The sequence below is a fragment of the Streptomyces sp. NP-1717 genome (assembly GCF_022695985.1).
GTDB lineage: Bacteria > Actinomycetota > Actinomycetes > Streptomycetales > Streptomycetaceae > Streptomyces.
This window is the reverse complement of sequence record NZ_JAAPBF010000004.1, coordinates 14,482-31,682: the sequence shown is the minus strand read 5'-3', so window position 1 is coordinate 31,682 and position 17,201 is coordinate 14,482. Positions and strand designations below refer to the sequence as shown.

Here is a 17,201-nt window from a genome sequence, read left to right as displayed (position 1 = left end):
ACGTGTCGACGGATGCCCTGCACATCTCTGAAATGGATCCGTTGAGACAACAGCGGCTCTGAGACATGCGAACTGTTCCTAACGGTGGATACGTGAACGTCGGCGAGGAGATTCTGAAGGCTGCGGCGCGTGAGCTGGAGGAGGAGACCGCCATCTCGCTCTCCACCGCCGAGCTCCGGCAGGTCGGCCCGTACCACGCTCCCGGCCGCGACCCCCGCGGCCGGGTCGTCACCATCGCCTACACGGCCACCCTGCCGACGCCCGTTCCGCCGGCGGCCGGGGACGACGCCTCCGACGCCCGCTGGTGGCCTCTGGACGCGCTCCCGGACCTCGCGTTCGACCACGATCAGATCCTCAAGGACGCCCAAGCGCCGCGCAGCACGGTCTGACCGATTCGACTCATCCCGCCCTACAGTTGCGGCCCGCCGACCCGAACACGTCGGCGGGCCGCAGCTGTTACCCGCCGCCACCGCATGGAGGACTTGCGACAGGGTGTTGCTTGGTGCTTTGAGGTCAACTATGTCGTCAGGAGCGACTGCCACCTGAGTATCCGCACCTACGTTCGCCTCCGCGATCGGACGTGTTTCGTGCGGTCGTGAGCGCTCGCGCCCATGCGCCCGTGATCCCGGGTGAGCCGTTCGGCGATGGAATCAACCGAGTCGTGCACCTGGGCACGCAGGTCGTCCAAGTCGACGCCGACGAGGCGCCCGGCCCACTTGCGGACGCGGCCGGCGACCCAGACCGAGGTGATGTTGCCACGGTCGGCACCGAGCACGAGAGTCCCGATCGGATCGTGCAGCGGCATGGTGTTGAGGCCCTCGGCGTCGACGACGATGAGATCCGCGTGCTTCCCGGGTGTGATCGACCCGGTGGCATCATCGAGTCGGAGCGTTCGGGCGCCGGACAGCGTCGCGAAGTCCAGGACGTCGCGCGTCGTGATGCGTACGGGCTCGTCGTCGGTGCCGTAGACGGCGTGGACGGCGCGCATGCGCTGGACGGCGAGCAGGGTGCGCATCTGCGTGAACATGTCCGACGCGAGCGCGACCTCGACATCGACCGACAGGCCGGGCCGGATGCCGTGCTCAAGCGCCTCGTCGACGGGCGGGACGGCATCTTCGAGGCCGATCTGTGTGTCGGAGGTCGGCGCGAGCGACACGGTGACGCCCGTGTCGCGCATCGCGGACCACGCGTCGGCGGACAGGGCCGTCGAGTGAATCGACTCGATGTGCGGCCCGAGCAGTCCGTCCCGCTCCCACCGCACGATCGCCTCGGATGCCACCGCCCCGAACACGGCGTCGAGGCTCACTCCGATGTCGAGGTCCGCCGCGACCCGGGCCAGGTCGTGGTCATAGGCGAGACGCGCCCCGGCGATCTCGGGGGTGGCGAGAGCGGCGAGTCGCAGCGTGAGGAGTTGGTCGTCGGTGGAGAAGTAGGCCGACCGAAGCCTTGCCAGGTCGTGCGGCCACTGCTGGTCCCAGTCGCCGAAATGCGGGCTCATCGACGCGTGCACGCCGCGGATGCCGGCGTCGAGCAACCCGGTGATCGCGGCGTCGGAGTGCTCGCGGGTGCGGGAGTTGTGGGAGAAGTCGAGCATCGTGGTGATCCCGCCGTCCAGTGCGGTGAGGGCCGCCAAGCGCGTTCCGACGTACATGTCGTGCGGCTCGTACAGCGGCGCGACCCGCACGAGCGTGGACTGGAGATAGCCCACGAGGTCGTCGACGTCGGGTATGGTGCGCCGCATCTGGGCCTGCCACGCGTGCCGATGGGTGTCCACGAACCCGGGCGCGACGATGGACCCCGACACGTCGATGACGACCGCGTTCGCCGCTGTCAGGCCACGGCCGACCTCCGCGATCCGGTCACCGCGCAGGAGCACGTCGGCGCGCTCGACGGTCCCGAGCGAAGGATCCATGGTCACCACGGTGCCGCCGGTGAGCAGGACGAGGCGGTCCGGATCACGCTCCGCGGCGGTGAGCGCCTTGAGCGTGACCAGAAGGTGCTCTGTCATCGGGTGTCCCTCCGACGCATCGTGTAGCCGGCGTGGTGCAGGGTGTCCCCCTCGAATCGGCCGAAGGCCCAGAATCCGAGGTCGTCGAGGTAGTCGATGCGGTCGCCGTCGATCCAGTAGCGGCCCTGGAACGCGTGCAGGCGCCCGCCTCGGGTCTCGTCGTAGCGGGCGTCGGCGGTCAGCTCCTGGTGCAGGAAGCCCTCGGTGTCGACCCAGACGCCGATCCGGTCCGGGCCGGCGCGGCCCGCGCCGCCTCCGTCGGCGCCCGTCGTCGCGGGGCGCTGCGGCGCCGGGGCGAGCGCGGCCCCGTCCCACGCGATGGGCACGCCGTCGCGCAGGACCGCGCGCAGCCGCCCCGGACCGGTCAGCGCGGCACGCAGCGCCGTGGGCAGGTCCGCCGCGTCGGCGTCGTCGAGGACGGCGAGGTGCGCCGGGGCGCCCGGAGCGAGCGTGCCCGGACCCTCTGTGCGTGCTGCGCCCGCGAGCGCGGCGCTCAGATCGAGAACGGCGGGGAAGATCGTGGCACCCGTGGCAGGGACCACCACAGCGCCGTCGTCGGCGGCGGCGGTGACGATGCCCGGGCCGACACCGACCACGAGCCCTGCGCCGATCAGCACGTCGGCGTGGAGCAGGGTCCCGATGACGGGGTCAAGGGTGTGCACGGTGGCATCGGTCAGCAGCAGCGGACGATCGGCGCCCGCGAGGACGGCATCAAGGTCAGCGGCGGTGAAGGTGGCGGGGATGTCGGTCATGTCCTCCACCCTCGACCGGGCCGAGGGACGGGAGAAGACCGCGTCCGTCCTGGGAGCACTGGGACCAGGCTCCCGGCCGCCGGGAGACCTAGCCTGACCGACATGACGACCACGAGACTGGGTGACTACCTGCGGAGCCGGCGCGCGCAGGTGGCGCCGCCCGACGTCGGTCTGCCCGAGGACGGGCGACGACGCGTCCCCGGCCTGCGCCGCGAAGAGGTCGCGATGCTGGCCCGTATCAGCGTCGACTACTACCTGCGCCTGGAGCAGGGCCGTGAGCGGCGGCCGTCTCCGCAGGTCCTGGATGCCCTGAGCGAGGCGCTGCTGCTGGACGACGACGGCCGGCTGCACCTGTACCGGGTCGCGGGGATGACCCCGCTCCCGCGCCACGAGGGCAGCATCGAGCGTGCGGTTCCGCAACTGCTGGCACTGGCCGAGCTGTGGGACCACACGCCGGCCCTGATCCTGGGACGCGCCTACGACGTCCTGGCCGCGAACACGTTGGGGCGCGCGGTCTTCAAGCACCTCCACCCCGGTGCGAACCTGCTGCTCGCGATGTTCGTCGACCCGTCGGCACGTTCGTTCTACGCCGACTGGGAGACGGCCGCAGCCAACGCGGTCGCGGGATTCCGTTTCCTTGAGGGCGCCCGACCGCACGACCCGCGGATCCACGACGTGCTGCGGACGGCCACGGAGAACAGCCGCGAGTTCGCCGACCTCTGGCAGAGACGAGACGCACGGGGCAAGAGTGACGCCGCAAAGGTTCTGCTGCATCCCGACGTAGGCGAACTCACCCTGCGCATGCATGCCTTCGACATACGCTCCGCCCCCGGGCAGCAGCTGATCGTCTATCACGCCCAGGAGGGCACCCGGACCGCCGACGCGCTGCGCCTGCTCGGCTCGCTGGCGGCGACTCGCCCCGGGCACCGGAACGGCTCACGCGGCAGGACCTCGTGAGGGCCCGCCTCGAAACCGTGGTCAGCCGCTCATGCGTCGCCGTCCTCCTCGCCGGAGGTCTCGCCGCGTGCTCCGTAAAGCCGGACAGCGGAAGACCCGCAGGTCCTGACGACGCCGCGCAGCGCAGCCGGCAGGAGCCCCTGACACCCGCGACGCCGACACCGCCCAGACCGACAGCGGGGACGCGTCCGGCCGGGGCGGCGGACGCGTCGCCGCACCCGTACGTCGGGATGTGGGTGACGGCCGATGGGCACATCCGCCAGGAACTGCGCGCGGAAGGCCGCTACGACGAGGCCCGCGGAGAGCGAGAGAACGCCTACACGGGTTCCTATCGGATCTCCGGGACCAGGATCGAGTACGCCGACGACACCGGATTCAGCGCGGACGGGATGTTCGACGCAGACGTACTGCACCACGCGGGCTACGTCTTCTACCGCGAGGGCAGCGACACACACCGACGAGCCAGGGATGAACGATGACGAACGGCACTTCACGGCAGAGCCGGCGCGCATTCGTGACGGCAGGGGTCACCAGCGGGCTGACGATGGTGGCCGGGACCGCCACCGCCTCGGCAGGACCGCACGAGGACGTCGACGCGGCGCGGTCCTGCCGACCGGCTCGGGAACGCCGCAACAGGGCGGCGGTGGCCCGGGCCTTCGAGCGGCAGAACGCCGGCGGCGACATCTACGAGATCCTTCACGACGATGTCGAGTGGACGATCGTCAACGGGCGCACATATACGTCCAAAGCCGACTTCCTCGCGGAGGGGTCGGCACCGATCATGGATCGTCTGGCGTCGACGCTCGTGATGACAGTCCAGGATCTGTGGACTGACGGCGACACCGTGATCATCCGCTTCTACGGCGACGCGGCGGCGATCGACGGTGTCGAGTACCACAACGAGTACTGCTGGGTCTGGCAGCTATTGGGCGGCCGCGTCATGCGCAGCCACGCCTACCTGGACATGATCGCCGTGCAGGAGCTCATCGATCGCATCGAGGTGGGCTGACCCGTCCCTGCTCTCCGCCTGGCCTGACAGTCGGGCACCCCCGAATCGCTGATGCGTGAGGAGATCGACGGCAAGCGGAAGCTTTGCACGGCGCTGGCCGCGTCGGTTCCACGCGTCGAGATCCGCCTCGTGGACACCGCCCGCTGGTGGCCCCTGAAGAACCTGCCGGAACGGCTGGCGTTCGACCACGCCGACATCCTCAGCGCGGCCGTGGTCCTCATCCCCTGAAGACACCGCTCCGCAAAGGCGACCCTGGGCAAGCCCGCGCTGGCGGCGGCAGTTGGAGGCCTGGGATGCCTGGGATGAGGCGAGGGGAGCGGGGCCGTGGTCGGGGCGATCACGAGCCTGCCGATGGGTCCGGACTCCTCGCTCTGAGGGGGTGCACAATCTCCTCTCCGGTCGCGCAGGGAGTGGTGCGGGAACTCCGCGGGGAGCGAGAGACAACTTCACGTCACCACACGGCTTGTATGAGCACGGACAGCCGGATAGGACTGTCCTCGTGACTGATCAACGCAGCTTCGCCCGTACCGTCATCGCGCTCTCCCTGGCCGTGATCGCCTGTTGTGCGCTCACTTTCACCATCATGTTGTTGGCCGGGAGTCCCGCCGTGCAGCCGCAGCGCGTTCTGGATCAGGACGCGCTGGCGCGGGCCGTGCTCAACAACGTCAACTCCGCCGACTTCGCCAAGCCCCCGACCATCGACGATGTCAGCTGCCCCGCTTCCATCCCCGTCGAGACGGGCCGGGAGTTCGAGTGCAAGGTCATCGGCGTCGGCGACGGCCACCGCAGCGGCAATGCCTGGGTCAAGGTGAAGATCAAGGACGATCAGGGCGACCTGTCACTGGGCTGAGGAACGGCAGAGCGGGCGACCGGCCGTCCCGCCGCTCATGGGCGGTGTGGGTGCATCCAGTCGACCTTCCGGCCGGGGGCGCGGACCGGTCGCCATACCGGCGCGGAGGGCCCGTGTTCGCGTAGGTCGGTGAGTGGGGCGGCGAGGGCCGGGACGTGACGCAGGAAGGTGTTCACCGCCGGGTCGGCGGTGTGGGCGTGCAGGGCGTGGATGCGGTTCTCGACACCTGCGGGGCCGGTGGCGTCCAGGACGAACAGCAGTCGGGGGAAGAGCGGATAGTGCCGCTTCCACGTCTCTTGCGTGTCCTGGATGGTGAGGTGCGGCCGGCGGCCGGGGGCGGGCGTGGGTATGTGGCGGTGGAGGCGGGCGTAGGCGGTGAGCTTGGCGGCGAGGCGTTCGGGGCCCATGGTGGCGCGGTCGACTTCGACGAACGCCCGCAGCATCGCGTCGCCGGAGTCGTAGTACAGCAGGGCGTCCGGGGTGACCGCCTCGCTGTTGCCGATCGGGTGGTGGACTTCGGGTATCCAGTCCAGCGGCAGGCACGTCTCGCCGCGGCGCCGGGCGTCCTCGAGGAACGCGAGCGCGGTCTCGGTCACCGCCAGGGTGTGCCCGGCCCGCAGCCGCGCGGCCACCGGATCGGACACCAGCCGCGGCGCCCGCCGCTCCGGCCACTCCATGGCGAGCTCTACGAGGGTGGGTGCTCGGTGGCGGCCTGCCACAGGGGGCGGAAGTAGTCGGGAGAGCGACCGAGGATGCCCAGCAGCAAGAGGAGGGTGGGCCAGTCGCAGGGACAAGTGAGGAACTACGGCAACGTCCACGTCTCGTGGCACACCGGACGAGGCCGATGGCGGTCGTGCCTATCGACGCTCCGGTCCACCAACGACGGCCTGCTGGGAAGCCTGGCGGTGCTCATCCAGATGGCACGGTCCCCGGTAGCGTTCCGCCATGGATACAGAGACCGGAATCGCTCTTGCCGCAGTCGTCATATCCGCTGCCGCGGCCTTCGTCAGCATCCACCAGGCCAAGACCGCCAAATCATCCGCGGACGCGGCCAAGGAACAGTTGGCTGCCGCCAAGGAAGCCAATCAGCTGACCCGGCAGCAGATGGATCGACAGACCGCCAAAGAGCAGCAGGAGGCAGCCGAGACAGAGCAGTCAGCGCAGCGGGAGGCTGAGAAGGTCCAGATCGGATTGACGAACAACGGCGGGTCGCTGGCCGTACGGATCACCAACGACAGCCTGAGGACCGTCACAGATATACAGCTGACCGACGTCACACCGGAGGAAGTGGGGCCATGGCGGTCGTGGAAGCCGAACCCCAACGTCGGTCGCAGCTTGTCCACCACGTCCTGGTCGCTGCTGCATCCGGGCACTGACGTGACCGTCGCCCTGTGGCTCCTGGACGAAAACGGGGCACACGTCCCCCGACTCCCGAGCAAGCCCGCCGTGAAGATCCACTTCCGTGACAGTGACGGCCAGTGGTGGGCGGCTGTGACCGGCAGGACAGCCACCCGCATCGACCCGCCAGCCTCCACTGCATGAGGTCCGCTCAACAGGAACTTCTCCAACGGGATGTGGCTGTGCACGGTCTCCGAGAAAGCTAATTCCGAGTCAGTTGTCAGTGTCCACTGTCAAACTGGTGCAAGCGCCACACCGAGGAGATACCCGGACACACCCCTGAGCCTGAGGAGTAGATCCTGACATGCACAACAATTTGATCTACCTCACCGACGGCCGGGGAAAGACCGATGCTGCGGAAATGACAGATTCCGACTGGGACCAACTTGTCGTCGACAACCGCAACTCCACCCGCCGCCGACTGGTGAAGTGCGCCTGGTGCTGGGACGACGACCAGATCACTCACTGGATGAAGACGTACAACAACGCCCACGGCAAACGTGTCGTTTCCCACCAGCCTGGCGAAGCCGGCGACCACCCCTACCAAGCGCTGGAGAGCGACGAACACAAGGCCTATTGCGACCGCGTCGAACGAGTCGGTACCGAGGAAGGCTACCCGGCCCGCCGCGAGGCCCGAGCCGCCGACGGGCGCACTCGCTCCGACGTCCTCCTCCTCGGCACCCGCCACGTCGCCTACGAAATGCAGCACTCGCCGTTCAAGACCGGTTACGGCGCCACAGAACGGACCCGGAAGTCCCTCGCCGCGAAACGAGACGCCGTCGCCTGGCACACCGACAGGGCATCATCGCCGGCGCCGCTCGCGTCGCCATGCTCCGCTCCAACCAGGCGCAACTGCCCCAGATCGAGAACCCCCGCTACAAAATCCGCATCCTCGGTGGCTTCCGACAGATCGTCATCTGGACCTGCACCGCCCGCGAGGGCTACCGCTGCCCCAACGGGCGGTTCTCTGGCTGCGGTCAAACCCACCTCGACACGGCACCGACCGGTATCACCCTCGACGACTTCATCCGCCAGGCCCCGGCCGGCGCGCTCCTCCCTGTGCTTCCGCTGCAACGCCGCGGCTTCTGGACGACCGCCGTCGACTACCAGCGCTGGACCGACTACAACGCCGGGAGACCGGTCCTCGATGTCCACCCGCCCGAGTCCCGCGACCGGCCGACCCAGGAGGGCTACGGGCACTCCCGGCCGGCCTCGGTCAAGAACCACCTGCCGTCCGTGCCGCCGCAGCGCACCATGCAGTCGTTCGCCTCGGCCAGGACCTGCGAGGCGGGCCGTGCCGTGCGCCGGTGACGATGAGTGAGACGTTCTGCCCGCCGAAGCCGAAGGAATTGCTGAGCACGGCCTCCTGGGGGACGTCTCGTCGCTCTGCGACGACATCGAGATCGATGTCGGGACCGACGGCGGCCGCGGTGAGGTTACGGGTCGGCGGGATGACGCCATGCTCAACACTGAGGACGGCGATGACCGCTTCGATCGCGCCGGCTGCGCCAAAGAGATGACCGAGCGCTGCCTTGGGCGCTGTCACGGTGGCGTGGCCGAAGACCTCCTCGATCGCGTGCGCCTCGGCAACGTCGCCGACCGGAGTTCCGGTGGCATGGGCGTTGATGTGGCTGATCTGCCGCGCTGCGCGCCACGGCGGACACGGGCGTGGCAGGCATGCACACGGCGGTGAATGAGGTGCCGACCGAGCGGCAGGTGCAGATCCTGCGGGCGATCAGGGGCTGGATCGCGGAGCACGGTGAGGGCCCCTCGGTCCGGGAGATCAGTGCCCTGGTCGGATTGTCCAGCACCGCCTCGGTCGCCTATCAGCTCGGCCGGATGGAGGATTTGGGGATGATCAGCCGCAGTGCCCGGCGCTGGCATTCCGTCCGGCTCGGGGGGCTGACACGGCACGGACGGCGCCAGGTTCGCCTGTGGCGTCGGTCACGGACAAAACCGCCCGGTCGACGGGTAGTTACGGCGATACCGGACACCCACCTGGGGTGGTTGTCAGACGGCAGACAAGGGGTGCTTTCACACGGTGGCCCCGGCCCGCGCGCATTTCCGCGTGCGGGCCCGGACTCTCACCGTGCCGGCCGGTAGGCCGGAGAAGCGCGAGGACACCGTGCCCGACGACCTCACACCCGACCCCGCCCACAAGCCGCCCACCACCGCCGATCCGACGCCCGCCGGCGACTCGGACCACGACCTGATGGCCCCCTCCACGGGCCCCTCCACGACCACTTCGCCCACCGGGCGCGTATCCGCAGCTCAGACCCGACGGCCCAGGGCCCGGAGGGCATTCGACAACCCTTCTAAGTCTTCGAAGCAGACATGGAAGCCCACCCACACCCGACAGAAGGAAATACTGACAGCGCTCGGAATCTTCCAGAGGGCCACAGCGGAGCAGCTGTGGCGGATGCTGCGCCCCGGCGACCGGCACGACCGGTGCACGAGGGACACCCTCAACGCGCTGAAGAAGCAGGGCAAGGCCCGGGTGGAGACACGACTGAAGTCGGGCCACCAGCTGTGGGTCCTCACCGAGCGAGGACACGGGGAAGCCAAGCAGCTGCTCCCGAAGAACGTACGGATGTCCGCGCTGCGCAGGCCGCAGTACACCGCCGACGGTGAGCCGGTCGACGGCGACGGCTACGACGCACACGCCGCCGCCGTCACCTCCACTGCCGCCGTCCTCACCGGAGCCGGGCTCGGCACACCGCTGTCCTGGCAGACCGAGACCGGCCACAAACTCCCCTACGGCTACACCCAGTACACCGACCTGACGATGTGCGCCCCGGACGCCGGAATCCCGATCATGCTCCTGGAGATCGACCGGCTCACCGAACCTGTCGACGACCTCGTCGCCAAGCTGCGCCGCTACCACGAGTGGTTCGAGCTCCCTCTCCCGAAGGCCGACCGGAGCCAGGCGCGCGGGGCCCGGGGTGCGGCGGCGCACGCCTTCCGCCTGTGGTCGCGGATCTACCCGGCGACCGGGAGGGAAGGCTACGTGCCGGTGGCGTTCGTGTTCACCGGCAGGACCCAGGCGCAGCGTGCCAATCGGATACGGCGCCTGGAACACGCCGCCCGCCGCTACTTCGCCGGGGAGCGGTATCCGGGGCGGGCGGCGGGGATCACGGCCGTCGACTACCACCAAGCGCTGCCCGTGGTCGTCACCGAGCTGGAGCGGATCACCGCCGACCCGGGCTGGGCCGCCGGCCCGGTCTGGCGCAGGCTCGGCCGCGAGGAGTGGCAGACGCTGCCCGAGGCCCTGGGCAACCCGGACGGCGACCGGCTCCACACGGTCCAGCGCGAGCAGGCCCGCCGCCGCACGGCGGAACGCGAAGTCGCACAGCGGGAGGCTCAGCGGCCTGTGCGCGTCGGCTGCGGAGCGAAATTCACCGACACCCGCTGGCAGCGGACCCGCCGGAGCTCCTGGCCCGGCGAACGGGACAACCTGTGCGGGCCGTGCGAGCAGGAGGACGTCGACCGGGCGGAGTCTGAACGCATCGCGGTGCGGGAGGCGGAGGAAGCCACGGCGCGGGAAGCGGCCGAAGCGGAGACGAAGAAGCACCGCAGCCTGTTTGGGCGCCGCCGGTAGCAGTGGGCAAGCCGCCGGCCCCGGGGCTGGAGGCAAGCCGTCCCCGGACGGCGGCTTGCCCACCCCGGCCGGGCCGCGCTGAGGTGGGCAAGCAGGGGACACGGCTGGCGAGCGGTCATCTCCAGCCCCAGCCATGCAGTTGGCTCCTACCACCGGTCTGCGGCCAACCCGCCTCACCATCCCGCACGCTGCCCGGACAGGGACACCGGGCACGCCTCGAACTGACCGATCACGGCAGCTCGCTGTCTCCGACGCCCGCACCGTCGTCGCCAAGTTGCATGCCGAGGTCCTGGCGGGCCTCACGGCGGAGAACAGGCGAGTCCTGAACCACGCCCTCCTCCACGCCCTGGGGCCTGTCGGCGCCGGACCTCCCAGACTGCTCCCGGCCCCCGGGGCTGAGTGGCGGCCACACTCACACGCTGACGACGTTCCGCCATCCGGCACGAGCCTCAACCGTGGACCGGTCGATGCGGCACCACGCCGAACCGTCCTGCCCTCGTTGAGCTCCGGCCACTCCATCGCGACCCGTACTCCGTACTCGGTCGGGAACCAGGCCCGAAGCCGCCCGGCCTGAGGCAGCGTCACGTGATCGACGAGTTTTTCGGTGCGCAGCTTGCCAGCCGGCGGCGGGTCTGTTCGATTCGTACGCCGGGCGCCAGCACCCGGTGCAACTGCCCTGTGGTGCCCCTCCGGCACTGCGTCAGCACTGCCAGTGCCAGCCGGTCCCTGCCACCCGCTTTCGTGTTCGTCACGGTTCATCGCTCCTCCCGCACGGTGCGGCACCGTCCCGAGCCCGGCGCCGCTGTCTGTCCTCAGAGCAGCAGCCACCCCCGACCAGGACAGTGACCACCAGGACCGAATCCGGTCACGATGCGACAACACCACCCCCGACCACCCCGACAACCGGTCCGACAACCCCGCCGACAGGCGCATGTCCTCTTCCGGCACCAGCCTGCGTCGGCGCAGGTCATCCCCGTGGTCGGGGCGCCGACATCTCCTCTGCTGCTCCTGCTCCCGTGACCGACGAAGAAAAGGGAAAAGGGCGGGCGGGGTCGTGCGGGCGCGCGGCCGGGATTCGGGCGGTGGGGTCCTTCTCGCGCGTCGGCCGGGCCTCCGCGCTCCTGCGGCCATCCGGCGGAACTGGAAGGTGCTGGGCGGCTTGGCGGTCGCATCTCACGGAGCAGAAGTCCGGTCGGTAGTAGTGGAGTTCATGCGCAGGATCGTGTCCGTACGATTAGCGTTATGACCGTCCCCCGCTGGGCTCCGGCCACGGCACTCCCAATTCCCGTCCGTGAGCTCGGAACAGAAACCACCTGGCGGATCCGCGCCGCCGAAGCCGACCTGGATGACGCCGACTCGTTGTATCGGCCCACCGGACTGGAATCGGTGCACGATCTCCGCGCACGAAGCGTTCTTGGGGCAGGCGTCAGGATGGGGATGCAACGTCGGCGAGACGGCCCTCGGCCGCGGCGACAGGGCTGTCCCGTCGACGCATCGCCTTCTCTTGAGCGGCCCGTTCGCCGGACATGAGCTGGAGACCACTGACGCCACCGGCCTGCTCGCACAGAGCTCCAGCAAGAAGGCATGGAAAATCTTATGCGAGCCGGGTCCACCTGCAAAACGTTGGGACTTCGGCAGTGTCCAGATATTCGAGCGTGAAGGATTGATGCGAATGGCTCGTTATGTTTGCCGACCGGCTAAGCCGCGAGAGTGACCCTCTTTTGTTTTCTGGTTGATTGAATATTATGCTCACGAGATAATGTCCGAGACTTTCCATGTCTGTGGCTTGTAATTCGATCCATGGGTTATCGGGGTCCTGCATGGATACGTTCCACACGCCGGACCACTCTTTAACAGCGAGGCGCTGCATGAAAGTTATACTACTTTTCGAAGCGGGCCGGGCTCGGAAGCTGTGATTTAACCCAAAGTCCCAAAGGATAGAAATTAGGGCAGCCCCTTCGATGTCCTCTCGCCATTTGCCGGCGAATTGATGATCTATCTCTTGTTGGCTAATTCCCTGGTGGCTCTGGAAGTGAATACTTCCTATGTTTTGCGCCTGGAAAACATTCTCGGCCCGACTGTTCGAAAAGTTATTGTGAACTCCGCCAGGTTCCTGCTCGCCATTATTCATGGGCGGCATGATACACTTGTGTGCTTTTTTTCGACCCGTTCCATCGCTTGCCGTGCAGGAATCCGCACTCTCCCTACCCTCTCACCGTTACTCCGGTGCCAAGCTTCTGAAGACGAAGACACGGTCGGCCGGATCACCCTACCTAGGCTTCAGTGCTCGATCGAGAGCGCCATCGGCAGCCGGGTAGCGGTCGGGATTCCTGGGCCTACGGTCCGGCGTAGCGGACTTGGTCGGCAGCTCAGCCGCCAGGGTCGCAGACCGCACGCGAGCAGTCGGCGCTGCGCTCGGTCGCCAGGGCGCCGGGCGCGGATATCTCAGTGCAACTGCAATGGTGACGCCCCGACCGGTTCCCGCACCGCGGCCTTACCCTGCGCCCCGAGCGCCGACCAGCGCCGCCGCGCCTGGAACACCCGGACCACCCCCGCATTGGAGCGCCATGTGACCCACGAGGCCCGCGACCTGAGCTTGTTGTTTAAGGTTCGCCCGCAGTCTGGGACCCTGGGGATATGACGTATCGCATCGAGTCCGATGAGGCATTGGCTGAGCTGCTCCACCGTGCTGTCGAGTCGTTGAGGCAGAGGCAGGGGAACGGCCAGGCTGACGTCGAACTGCGTGGTCCGCTCGCGGAGTGGCTGGAGGATGCGGAAGCTGGAGACGACGAGGGGGCGATCAGCCCTTATGCGGTCGATGCCGCCCGAGCAGTGCTGGGCGACGACCGATCGCCTGAGTAGTTCGAGGCGGTTTGGTGCCGAGCTTGTGGTGGGTGGGGCGGCTGATTGCCTCGCCGGTGGCGAGGACTTGGCCCACGTCGTGACGGGTGCCGGGCGGCACGGAGCCGCCCTGCCTGAGGCAGCGTCACGTCCGAACCCGCGAATGTGGCTGGCCAGAGCGTCGAGTTTGGGCGGGACGCGAAGGGCGTACCTCGCCGCCGAGTACGGCATCGACCCTGCCGCCCCCTTCCGAGGGCGCGCGGCGCCGCCCGTACCAGCCCCGTCGGGCGGCGCCGAAGGTCCGGACGGCGCGCCCCCGGGTCCAACTGAGCTTCTCGTAGCCCCGGTCCGCAGGCGTCCGGGCGGCCGGCCGGGGTAGACGGCTGACCGGCCCGCCCATCGGCACGGCCAAACTCAGGAGAGGACACGATCAGCGTGAGCGACGCCGAGCACCGGAAGCAGACCCCCGACGGAGCGGCCGAACTCCTGGTTCGCTGCCTGGAGAACGAGGGCGTCGAGGTGGTGTTCGGCGTGCCCGGCGAGGAGAACATCCGTTTCACCAACGCCCTCGCCCGCTCGGAGAAGATCCGCTACGTCCTGACCCGGCACGAGCAGGCCGCGTCTTTCATGGCGGAGATGCACGGCCGGCTCACCGGCTCGGCGGGTGTGATGTCCGCGACGCTGGGGCCCGGCGCGATCAACCTGATGCTGGGCGTCGCCGACGCTATGACGAACAGCACGCCCGTTGTCGCGATCACCGCGCAGGTCGGCAAGGAGCGCAACTACAAGGAGTCCCACCAGTTCGTGGACCTGGTGAGCATGTTCGCCCCGGTCACGAAGTGGTCGGCGGAGGTCCCGGCTACCCAGGCCATCCCCGAGATGGTGCGGCGCGCGTTCAAGACCGCGGAGTCCGAGCGGCCCGGCGCCGTCTACCTCGCCGTGCCCGAGGACGTCGACGAGGCGACGGACGGCTCGGACCTGCGCCCGCTGCGCAGGAACGTCGTGCAGCCCGAGGCACCGTCCCCGAAGCAGATCAAACGGGCGGTGGAGCTGCTGCGGGAGGCCCGCCGGCCGGTGATCCTCGCCGGACACGGCGCGGCGCGCGGCGGCGCCGAGGAGTCGCTGGCGGCGTTCGCCACCGCACTCGACGTGTCGACGGCGACCACCTTCCACGGCAAGGGCGTCCTGCCCGACGACCACCCGTGCGCGACCGGCACGTTCGGCTTCATGCGGCGCGACTACACCAACTTCGGGTTCGAGGAGGCCGACGTCGTCATCGCCGTCGGCTACGAGCTGCAGGAGTTCGACCCGTCCCGGATAAACCCGGACGGTGACAAGAAGATCGTCCACATCCACCGCGTCCCGGCGGAGGTGGACGACAGCTACTCGGTCGACGTCGGCATCATCGGCGACATCTCCGCCTCCCTCGACGCCCTCGCCACAGAACTCGACGGCCTGCGCTGGACCATCGACGACGAGGACACCACGGCCACCCGCACGCTGCTGGCCAAGGAACTCGAGCAGGGCGCCGCGGACGAGCGCTACCCGCTCGCCCCGCAGCGAGTCATCGCCGACACCCGCGCCGCGCTCGGTCGCGACGACATCGTGCTGGTCGACACCGGCGCGCTGAAGATGTGGATGGCCCGGCTCTACCCGACGTACGCGCCGAACACCTGCCTCATCTCCAACGGCTTGTCCACCATGGGCTTCTCGCTGCCCGGCGCGCTCGCGGTTCAGCTCGCCAGGCCGCAGACGAAGGTGCTGGCGGCGGTCGGCGACGGCTCGTTCCTCATGCACTCCCAGGAGATCGAGACGGCGGTTCGCGAGAACATCCCGCTGACCGTGCTGATCTGGGAGGACAACGGCTACGGGCTCATCAAGTGGAAGATGGACCTGGAGGTCGGCGAACACTCCAACACCGACTTCGGCAACCCGGACATCGTCCAGTACGCCCGCAGCTTCGGCGCGAAGGGCTACGACATCGAGTCCGCTGGGGACCTGCTGCCGACGCTCCGTGAGGCACTGGCGGACCCGGGCGTGTCGATCATCAACTGCCCGGTGGACTACGCCGAGAACATGAACCTCATCGAGCACCTCGGGCACCTCGACTCGGCGCTCTGACCCGCCCGCGGCGCGGCCCGACCCCCGTACGGGCCGCGCGGCGGCCCTCCCGCGGGGGCGGTGCCCTCGGGTCTGCGGCATCGCGTGGCATTTCCGCGGCGGGGTAGATGGCCACCGTGAGGTTCGGCCAGTTGAGGAGGGGAACTTTTGTCATGCGTGCTCGGAGTATAGGTGCGGCAGCCGCCACGGGGTTGGCGCTGGTGGTCGCCCGCGACCTCGTGCAGAAGAAGCACGCGCTGCTGAGGAACTTCCCCCTGGTGGGACACGCCAGGTATGTGCTGGAGACGATCGGCCCCGAGCTACGGCAGTACATCGTGACGTCCAACGACGAGGAGCGTCCCTTCAGCCGTGACCAGCGCAGCTGGATCTACGCGTCGGCGAAGGGGGAGAACAACTACTTCGGGTTCGGCACCGACAACGACATCGAGCACGTGCAGGGTCATGCATACGTGAAGCAGCGTACGTTCGCCGGTGCGCTGCCCGATCTGAGCGACCCGCAGGCGGCGTTGCCCTCGGCCAAGGTGCTCGGCGGGCCGCGCGGCCGCGCGAAGGCGTTCCGCCCGGCGAGCGTCATCAACATCTCGGCGATGAGCTTCGGCTCGCTGTCCGGCGCGGCCGTCACGGCGCTCAACAAGGGCGCGGCGCTGGCCGGGACGATGCAGAACACCGGCGAGGGCGGCCTGTCGCCCTACCACCTCAACGGCGGGGACCTCGTCCTCCAGATCGGTACGTCGTACTTCGGCTGCCGCAACGAGGACGGGACGTTCAACCTCGACAAGCTCAAGTCCATGGTCGCGGGCGCGCCCGTCAAGGCGATCGAGATCAAGCTCTCGCAGGGCGCGAAGCCGGGGCTCGGCGGTATGCTGCCGGGAGCAAAGGTGACCGACGAGATTGCCGGGATCCGCGACATTCCCGCAGGCAAGGACTGCGCTTCGCCGTCGCGGCACACCGCGTTCCACGACGTGGACTCGATGCTCGACTTCGTGGAACTGTTGGCCACGGAGACCGGATTGCCGGTCGGGATCAAGAGCGCCATCGGGGAGATGGACTTCTGGGAGGAACTCGCCACCCTGATGGAGCGGGGCGAGCGAGGGGTCGACTTCGTGACCGTCGACGGTGGCGAGGGCGGCACCGGGGCGGCTCCCCAGATCTTCGCCGACTCGGTGTCCCTGCCGTTTCGCATGGGCTTCTCCCGCGTCTACGGCGTGTTCGCCGAGCGGGGCCTGACCGACGACATCACCTTCATCGGCTCCGGCAAGCTCGGCCTGCCCGAGAACGCCGTCGTCGCGTTCGCCCTCGGCGTCGACATGATCAACGTGGGCCGTGAGGCGATGCTGTCCATCGGCTGCATCCAGGCCCAGAAGTGCCACACCGACAAGTGCCCCACCGGCATCGCCACCCAGGACCCGTGGCTGGCGCGCGGCATCGACGCGCCCTCGAAGGGCATCCGGGCCGCGATGTACCTGCGCACCCTGCGCAGGGAGTTGCTGAAGGTCTCGGGCGCCGTCGGTGTCCCCCACCCGTCGCTCATCACCCCCACCGACATAGACATCCTGAACGGCGACTACGACGCCCGCAGCCTGGGGAGTGTGTACGGCTACAAGGATGGCTGGGGCTCGCTCGGCCCGGAGCTCGCTCATGAGATCGCCGAACTGCTCACCACCTGA

Annotated in this window: 17 protein-coding genes and 1 pseudogene; 13 read left to right on the top strand and 5 right to left on the bottom strand. The window is 68.8% G+C overall.

What is annotated here, in order from left to right; genetic code table 11:
* The first annotated feature begins 65 nt into the window (after positions 1 to 65).
* On the top strand, positions 66 to 389 hold the full coding sequence (locus tag GXP76_RS01495; RefSeq protein ID WP_242569542.1) for an NUDIX hydrolase: 324 nt from the start codon (positions 66 to 68) through the stop codon (positions 387 to 389).
* A 167-nt stretch (positions 390 to 556) separates the two neighbouring features.
* On the opposite strand, the gene GXP76_RS01490 is transcribed toward GXP76_RS01495, so the two are convergent.
* Entirely contained in the window at positions 557 to 2,008 is a 1,452-nt protein-coding gene (locus GXP76_RS01490; RefSeq protein ID WP_242569541.1) for an amidohydrolase family protein, read from the bottom strand.
* Positions 2,005 to 2,760: an Atu4866 domain-containing protein gene (locus GXP76_RS01485; RefSeq protein WP_242569540.1), complete on the bottom strand. Its 756-nt coding sequence runs from the start codon at positions 2,758 to 2,760 to the stop codon at positions 2,005 to 2,007. The genes GXP76_RS01490 and GXP76_RS01485 overlap by 4 nt, the downstream gene beginning before the upstream one ends.
* A 102-nt stretch (positions 2,761 to 2,862) precedes the next feature.
* On the opposite strand from GXP76_RS01485, the gene GXP76_RS01480 reads away from it, so the two are divergent.
* From GXP76_RS01480 to GXP76_RS01460, 5 genes are all read left to right on the top strand, one after another.
* Positions 2,863 to 3,717, top strand: coding sequence for a helix-turn-helix transcriptional regulator (locus GXP76_RS01480; protein ID WP_242569539.1), 855 nt, complete (start codon positions 2,863 to 2,865; stop codon positions 3,715 to 3,717).
* Positions 3,718 to 3,857: 140 nt separating this feature from the next.
* Positions 3,858 to 4,196 carry an Atu4866 domain-containing protein gene (locus tag GXP76_RS01475; protein ID WP_374359614.1) on the top strand — a complete coding sequence of 113 codons (339 nt, stop codon included), beginning with the start codon at positions 3,858 to 3,860 and terminating at the stop codon, positions 4,194 to 4,196.
* Positions 4,193 to 4,726 (top strand): nuclear transport factor 2 family protein, encoded by a 534-nt coding sequence (locus GXP76_RS01470; RefSeq protein WP_242569538.1) that lies wholly within the window; start codon positions 4,193 to 4,195, stop codon positions 4,724 to 4,726. Before GXP76_RS01475 ends, GXP76_RS01470 begins: the two co-directional genes overlap by 4 nt.
* Positions 4,727 to 4,777: 51 nt before the next feature.
* Positions 4,778 to 4,954, top strand: coding sequence for a hypothetical protein (locus tag GXP76_RS01465; protein WP_242569537.1), 177 nt, complete (start codon positions 4,778 to 4,780; stop codon positions 4,952 to 4,954).
* 271 nt (positions 4,955 to 5,225) lie between these two features.
* Positions 5,226 to 5,576: a DUF4333 domain-containing protein gene (locus tag GXP76_RS01460; RefSeq protein ID WP_242569536.1), complete on the top strand. Its 351-nt coding sequence runs from the start codon at positions 5,226 to 5,228 to the stop codon at positions 5,574 to 5,576.
* Between the two features lie 35 nt (positions 5,577 to 5,611).
* On the opposite strand, the gene GXP76_RS01455 is transcribed toward GXP76_RS01460, so the two are convergent.
* On the bottom strand, positions 5,612 to 6,253 hold the full coding sequence (locus tag GXP76_RS01455; protein WP_242569535.1) for a replication-relaxation family protein: 642 nt from the start codon (positions 6,251 to 6,253) through the stop codon (positions 5,612 to 5,614).
* Between the two features lie 268 nt (positions 6,254 to 6,521).
* Between GXP76_RS01455 and GXP76_RS01450 the strand changes: the two genes are divergently transcribed.
* Positions 6,522 to 7,118, top strand: coding sequence for a hypothetical protein (locus GXP76_RS01450; protein ID WP_242569534.1), 597 nt, complete (start codon positions 6,522 to 6,524; stop codon positions 7,116 to 7,118).
* Positions 7,119 to 7,194: 76 nt separating this feature from the next.
* On the opposite strand, the gene GXP76_RS01445 is transcribed toward GXP76_RS01450, so the two are convergent.
* The gene (locus tag GXP76_RS01445; RefSeq protein WP_242569533.1) at positions 7,195 to 7,764 is read right to left on the bottom strand and encodes a hypothetical protein; all 570 of its coding nucleotides are present in this window, start codon (positions 7,762 to 7,764) and stop codon (positions 7,195 to 7,197) included.
* Positions 7,765 to 7,802: 38 nt separating this feature from the next.
* On the opposite strand from GXP76_RS01445, the gene GXP76_RS01440 reads away from it, so the two are divergent.
* Positions 7,803 to 8,285 carry a hypothetical protein gene (locus GXP76_RS01440; RefSeq protein ID WP_242569532.1) on the top strand — a complete coding sequence of 161 codons (483 nt, stop codon included), beginning with the start codon at positions 7,803 to 7,805 and terminating at the stop codon, positions 8,283 to 8,285.
* Here the strand turns inward: GXP76_RS01440 and GXP76_RS01435 are convergent.
* Positions 8,191 to 8,622 (bottom strand): annotated as a pseudogene (locus GXP76_RS01435) (hypothetical protein); the annotation flags it as partial. The gene GXP76_RS01440 and the pseudogene GXP76_RS01435 sit on opposite strands and share 95 nt — an antisense overlap.
* A 29-nt stretch (positions 8,623 to 8,651) precedes the next feature.
* On the opposite strand from GXP76_RS01435, the gene GXP76_RS01430 reads away from it, so the two are divergent.
* From GXP76_RS01430 to GXP76_RS01410, 5 genes are all read left to right on the top strand, one after another.
* Entirely contained in the window at positions 8,652 to 9,077 is a 426-nt protein-coding gene (locus GXP76_RS01430; protein ID WP_242569582.1) for a LexA family transcriptional regulator, read from the top strand.
* Positions 9,078 to 9,186: 109 nt separating this feature from the next.
* Complete coding sequence (locus tag GXP76_RS01425; protein WP_277992865.1) at positions 9,187 to 10,572, top strand: replication-relaxation family protein; 1,386 nt, start codon at positions 9,187 to 9,189, stop codon at positions 10,570 to 10,572.
* Between the two features lie 2,637 nt (positions 10,573 to 13,209).
* The gene (locus GXP76_RS01420; protein WP_242569530.1) at positions 13,210 to 13,434 is read left to right on the top strand and encodes a hypothetical protein; all 225 of its coding nucleotides are present in this window, start codon (positions 13,210 to 13,212) and stop codon (positions 13,432 to 13,434) included.
* 414 nt (positions 13,435 to 13,848) lie between these two features.
* Complete coding sequence (locus tag GXP76_RS01415) at positions 13,849 to 15,534, top strand: acetolactate synthase large subunit (protein ID WP_242569529.1); 1,686 nt, start codon at positions 13,849 to 13,851, stop codon at positions 15,532 to 15,534.
* Between the two features lie 152 nt (positions 15,535 to 15,686).
* Positions 15,687 to 17,201 carry an FMN-binding glutamate synthase family protein gene (locus GXP76_RS01410; RefSeq protein WP_242569528.1) on the top strand — a complete coding sequence of 505 codons (1,515 nt, stop codon included), beginning with the start codon at positions 15,687 to 15,689 and terminating at the stop codon, positions 17,199 to 17,201.

Bases quoted from the DNA above. Each gene is read 5' to 3' on its own strand.
- GXP76_RS01410 (WP_242569528.1), top strand. From the start codon at position 15,687: ATGCGTGCTCGGAGTATAGGTGCGGCAGCCGCCACGGGGTTGGCGCTG.
- GXP76_RS01440 (WP_242569532.1), top strand. From the start codon at position 7,803: ATGCTCCGCTCCAACCAGGCGCAACTGCCCCAGATCGAGAACCCCCGC.
- GXP76_RS01470 (WP_242569538.1), top strand. From the start codon at position 4,193: ATGACGAACGGCACTTCACGGCAGAGCCGGCGCGCATTCGTGACGGCA.
- GXP76_RS01455 (WP_242569535.1), bottom strand. From the start codon at position 6,253: ATGGAGTGGCCGGAGCGGCGGGCGCCGCGGCTGGTGTCCGATCCGGTG.
- GXP76_RS01430 (WP_242569582.1), top strand. From the start codon at position 8,652: ATGCACACGGCGGTGAATGAGGTGCCGACCGAGCGGCAGGTGCAGATC.
- GXP76_RS01485 (WP_242569540.1), bottom strand. From the start codon at position 2,760: ATGACCGACATCCCCGCCACCTTCACCGCCGCTGACCTTGATGCCGTC.
- GXP76_RS01465 (WP_242569537.1), top strand. From the start codon at position 4,778: ATGCGTGAGGAGATCGACGGCAAGCGGAAGCTTTGCACGGCGCTGGCC.
- GXP76_RS01420 (WP_242569530.1), top strand. From the start codon at position 13,210: ATGACGTATCGCATCGAGTCCGATGAGGCATTGGCTGAGCTGCTCCAC.
- GXP76_RS01490 (WP_242569541.1), bottom strand. From the start codon at position 2,008: ATGACAGAGCACCTTCTGGTCACGCTCAAGGCGCTCACCGCCGCGGAG.
- GXP76_RS01450 (WP_242569534.1), top strand. From the start codon at position 6,522: ATGGATACAGAGACCGGAATCGCTCTTGCCGCAGTCGTCATATCCGCT.
- GXP76_RS01425 (WP_277992865.1), top strand. From the start codon at position 9,187: ATGGCCCCCTCCACGGGCCCCTCCACGACCACTTCGCCCACCGGGCGC.
- GXP76_RS01480 (WP_242569539.1), top strand. From the start codon at position 2,863: ATGACGACCACGAGACTGGGTGACTACCTGCGGAGCCGGCGCGCGCAG.
- GXP76_RS01495 (WP_242569542.1), top strand. From the start codon at position 66: ATGCGAACTGTTCCTAACGGTGGATACGTGAACGTCGGCGAGGAGATT.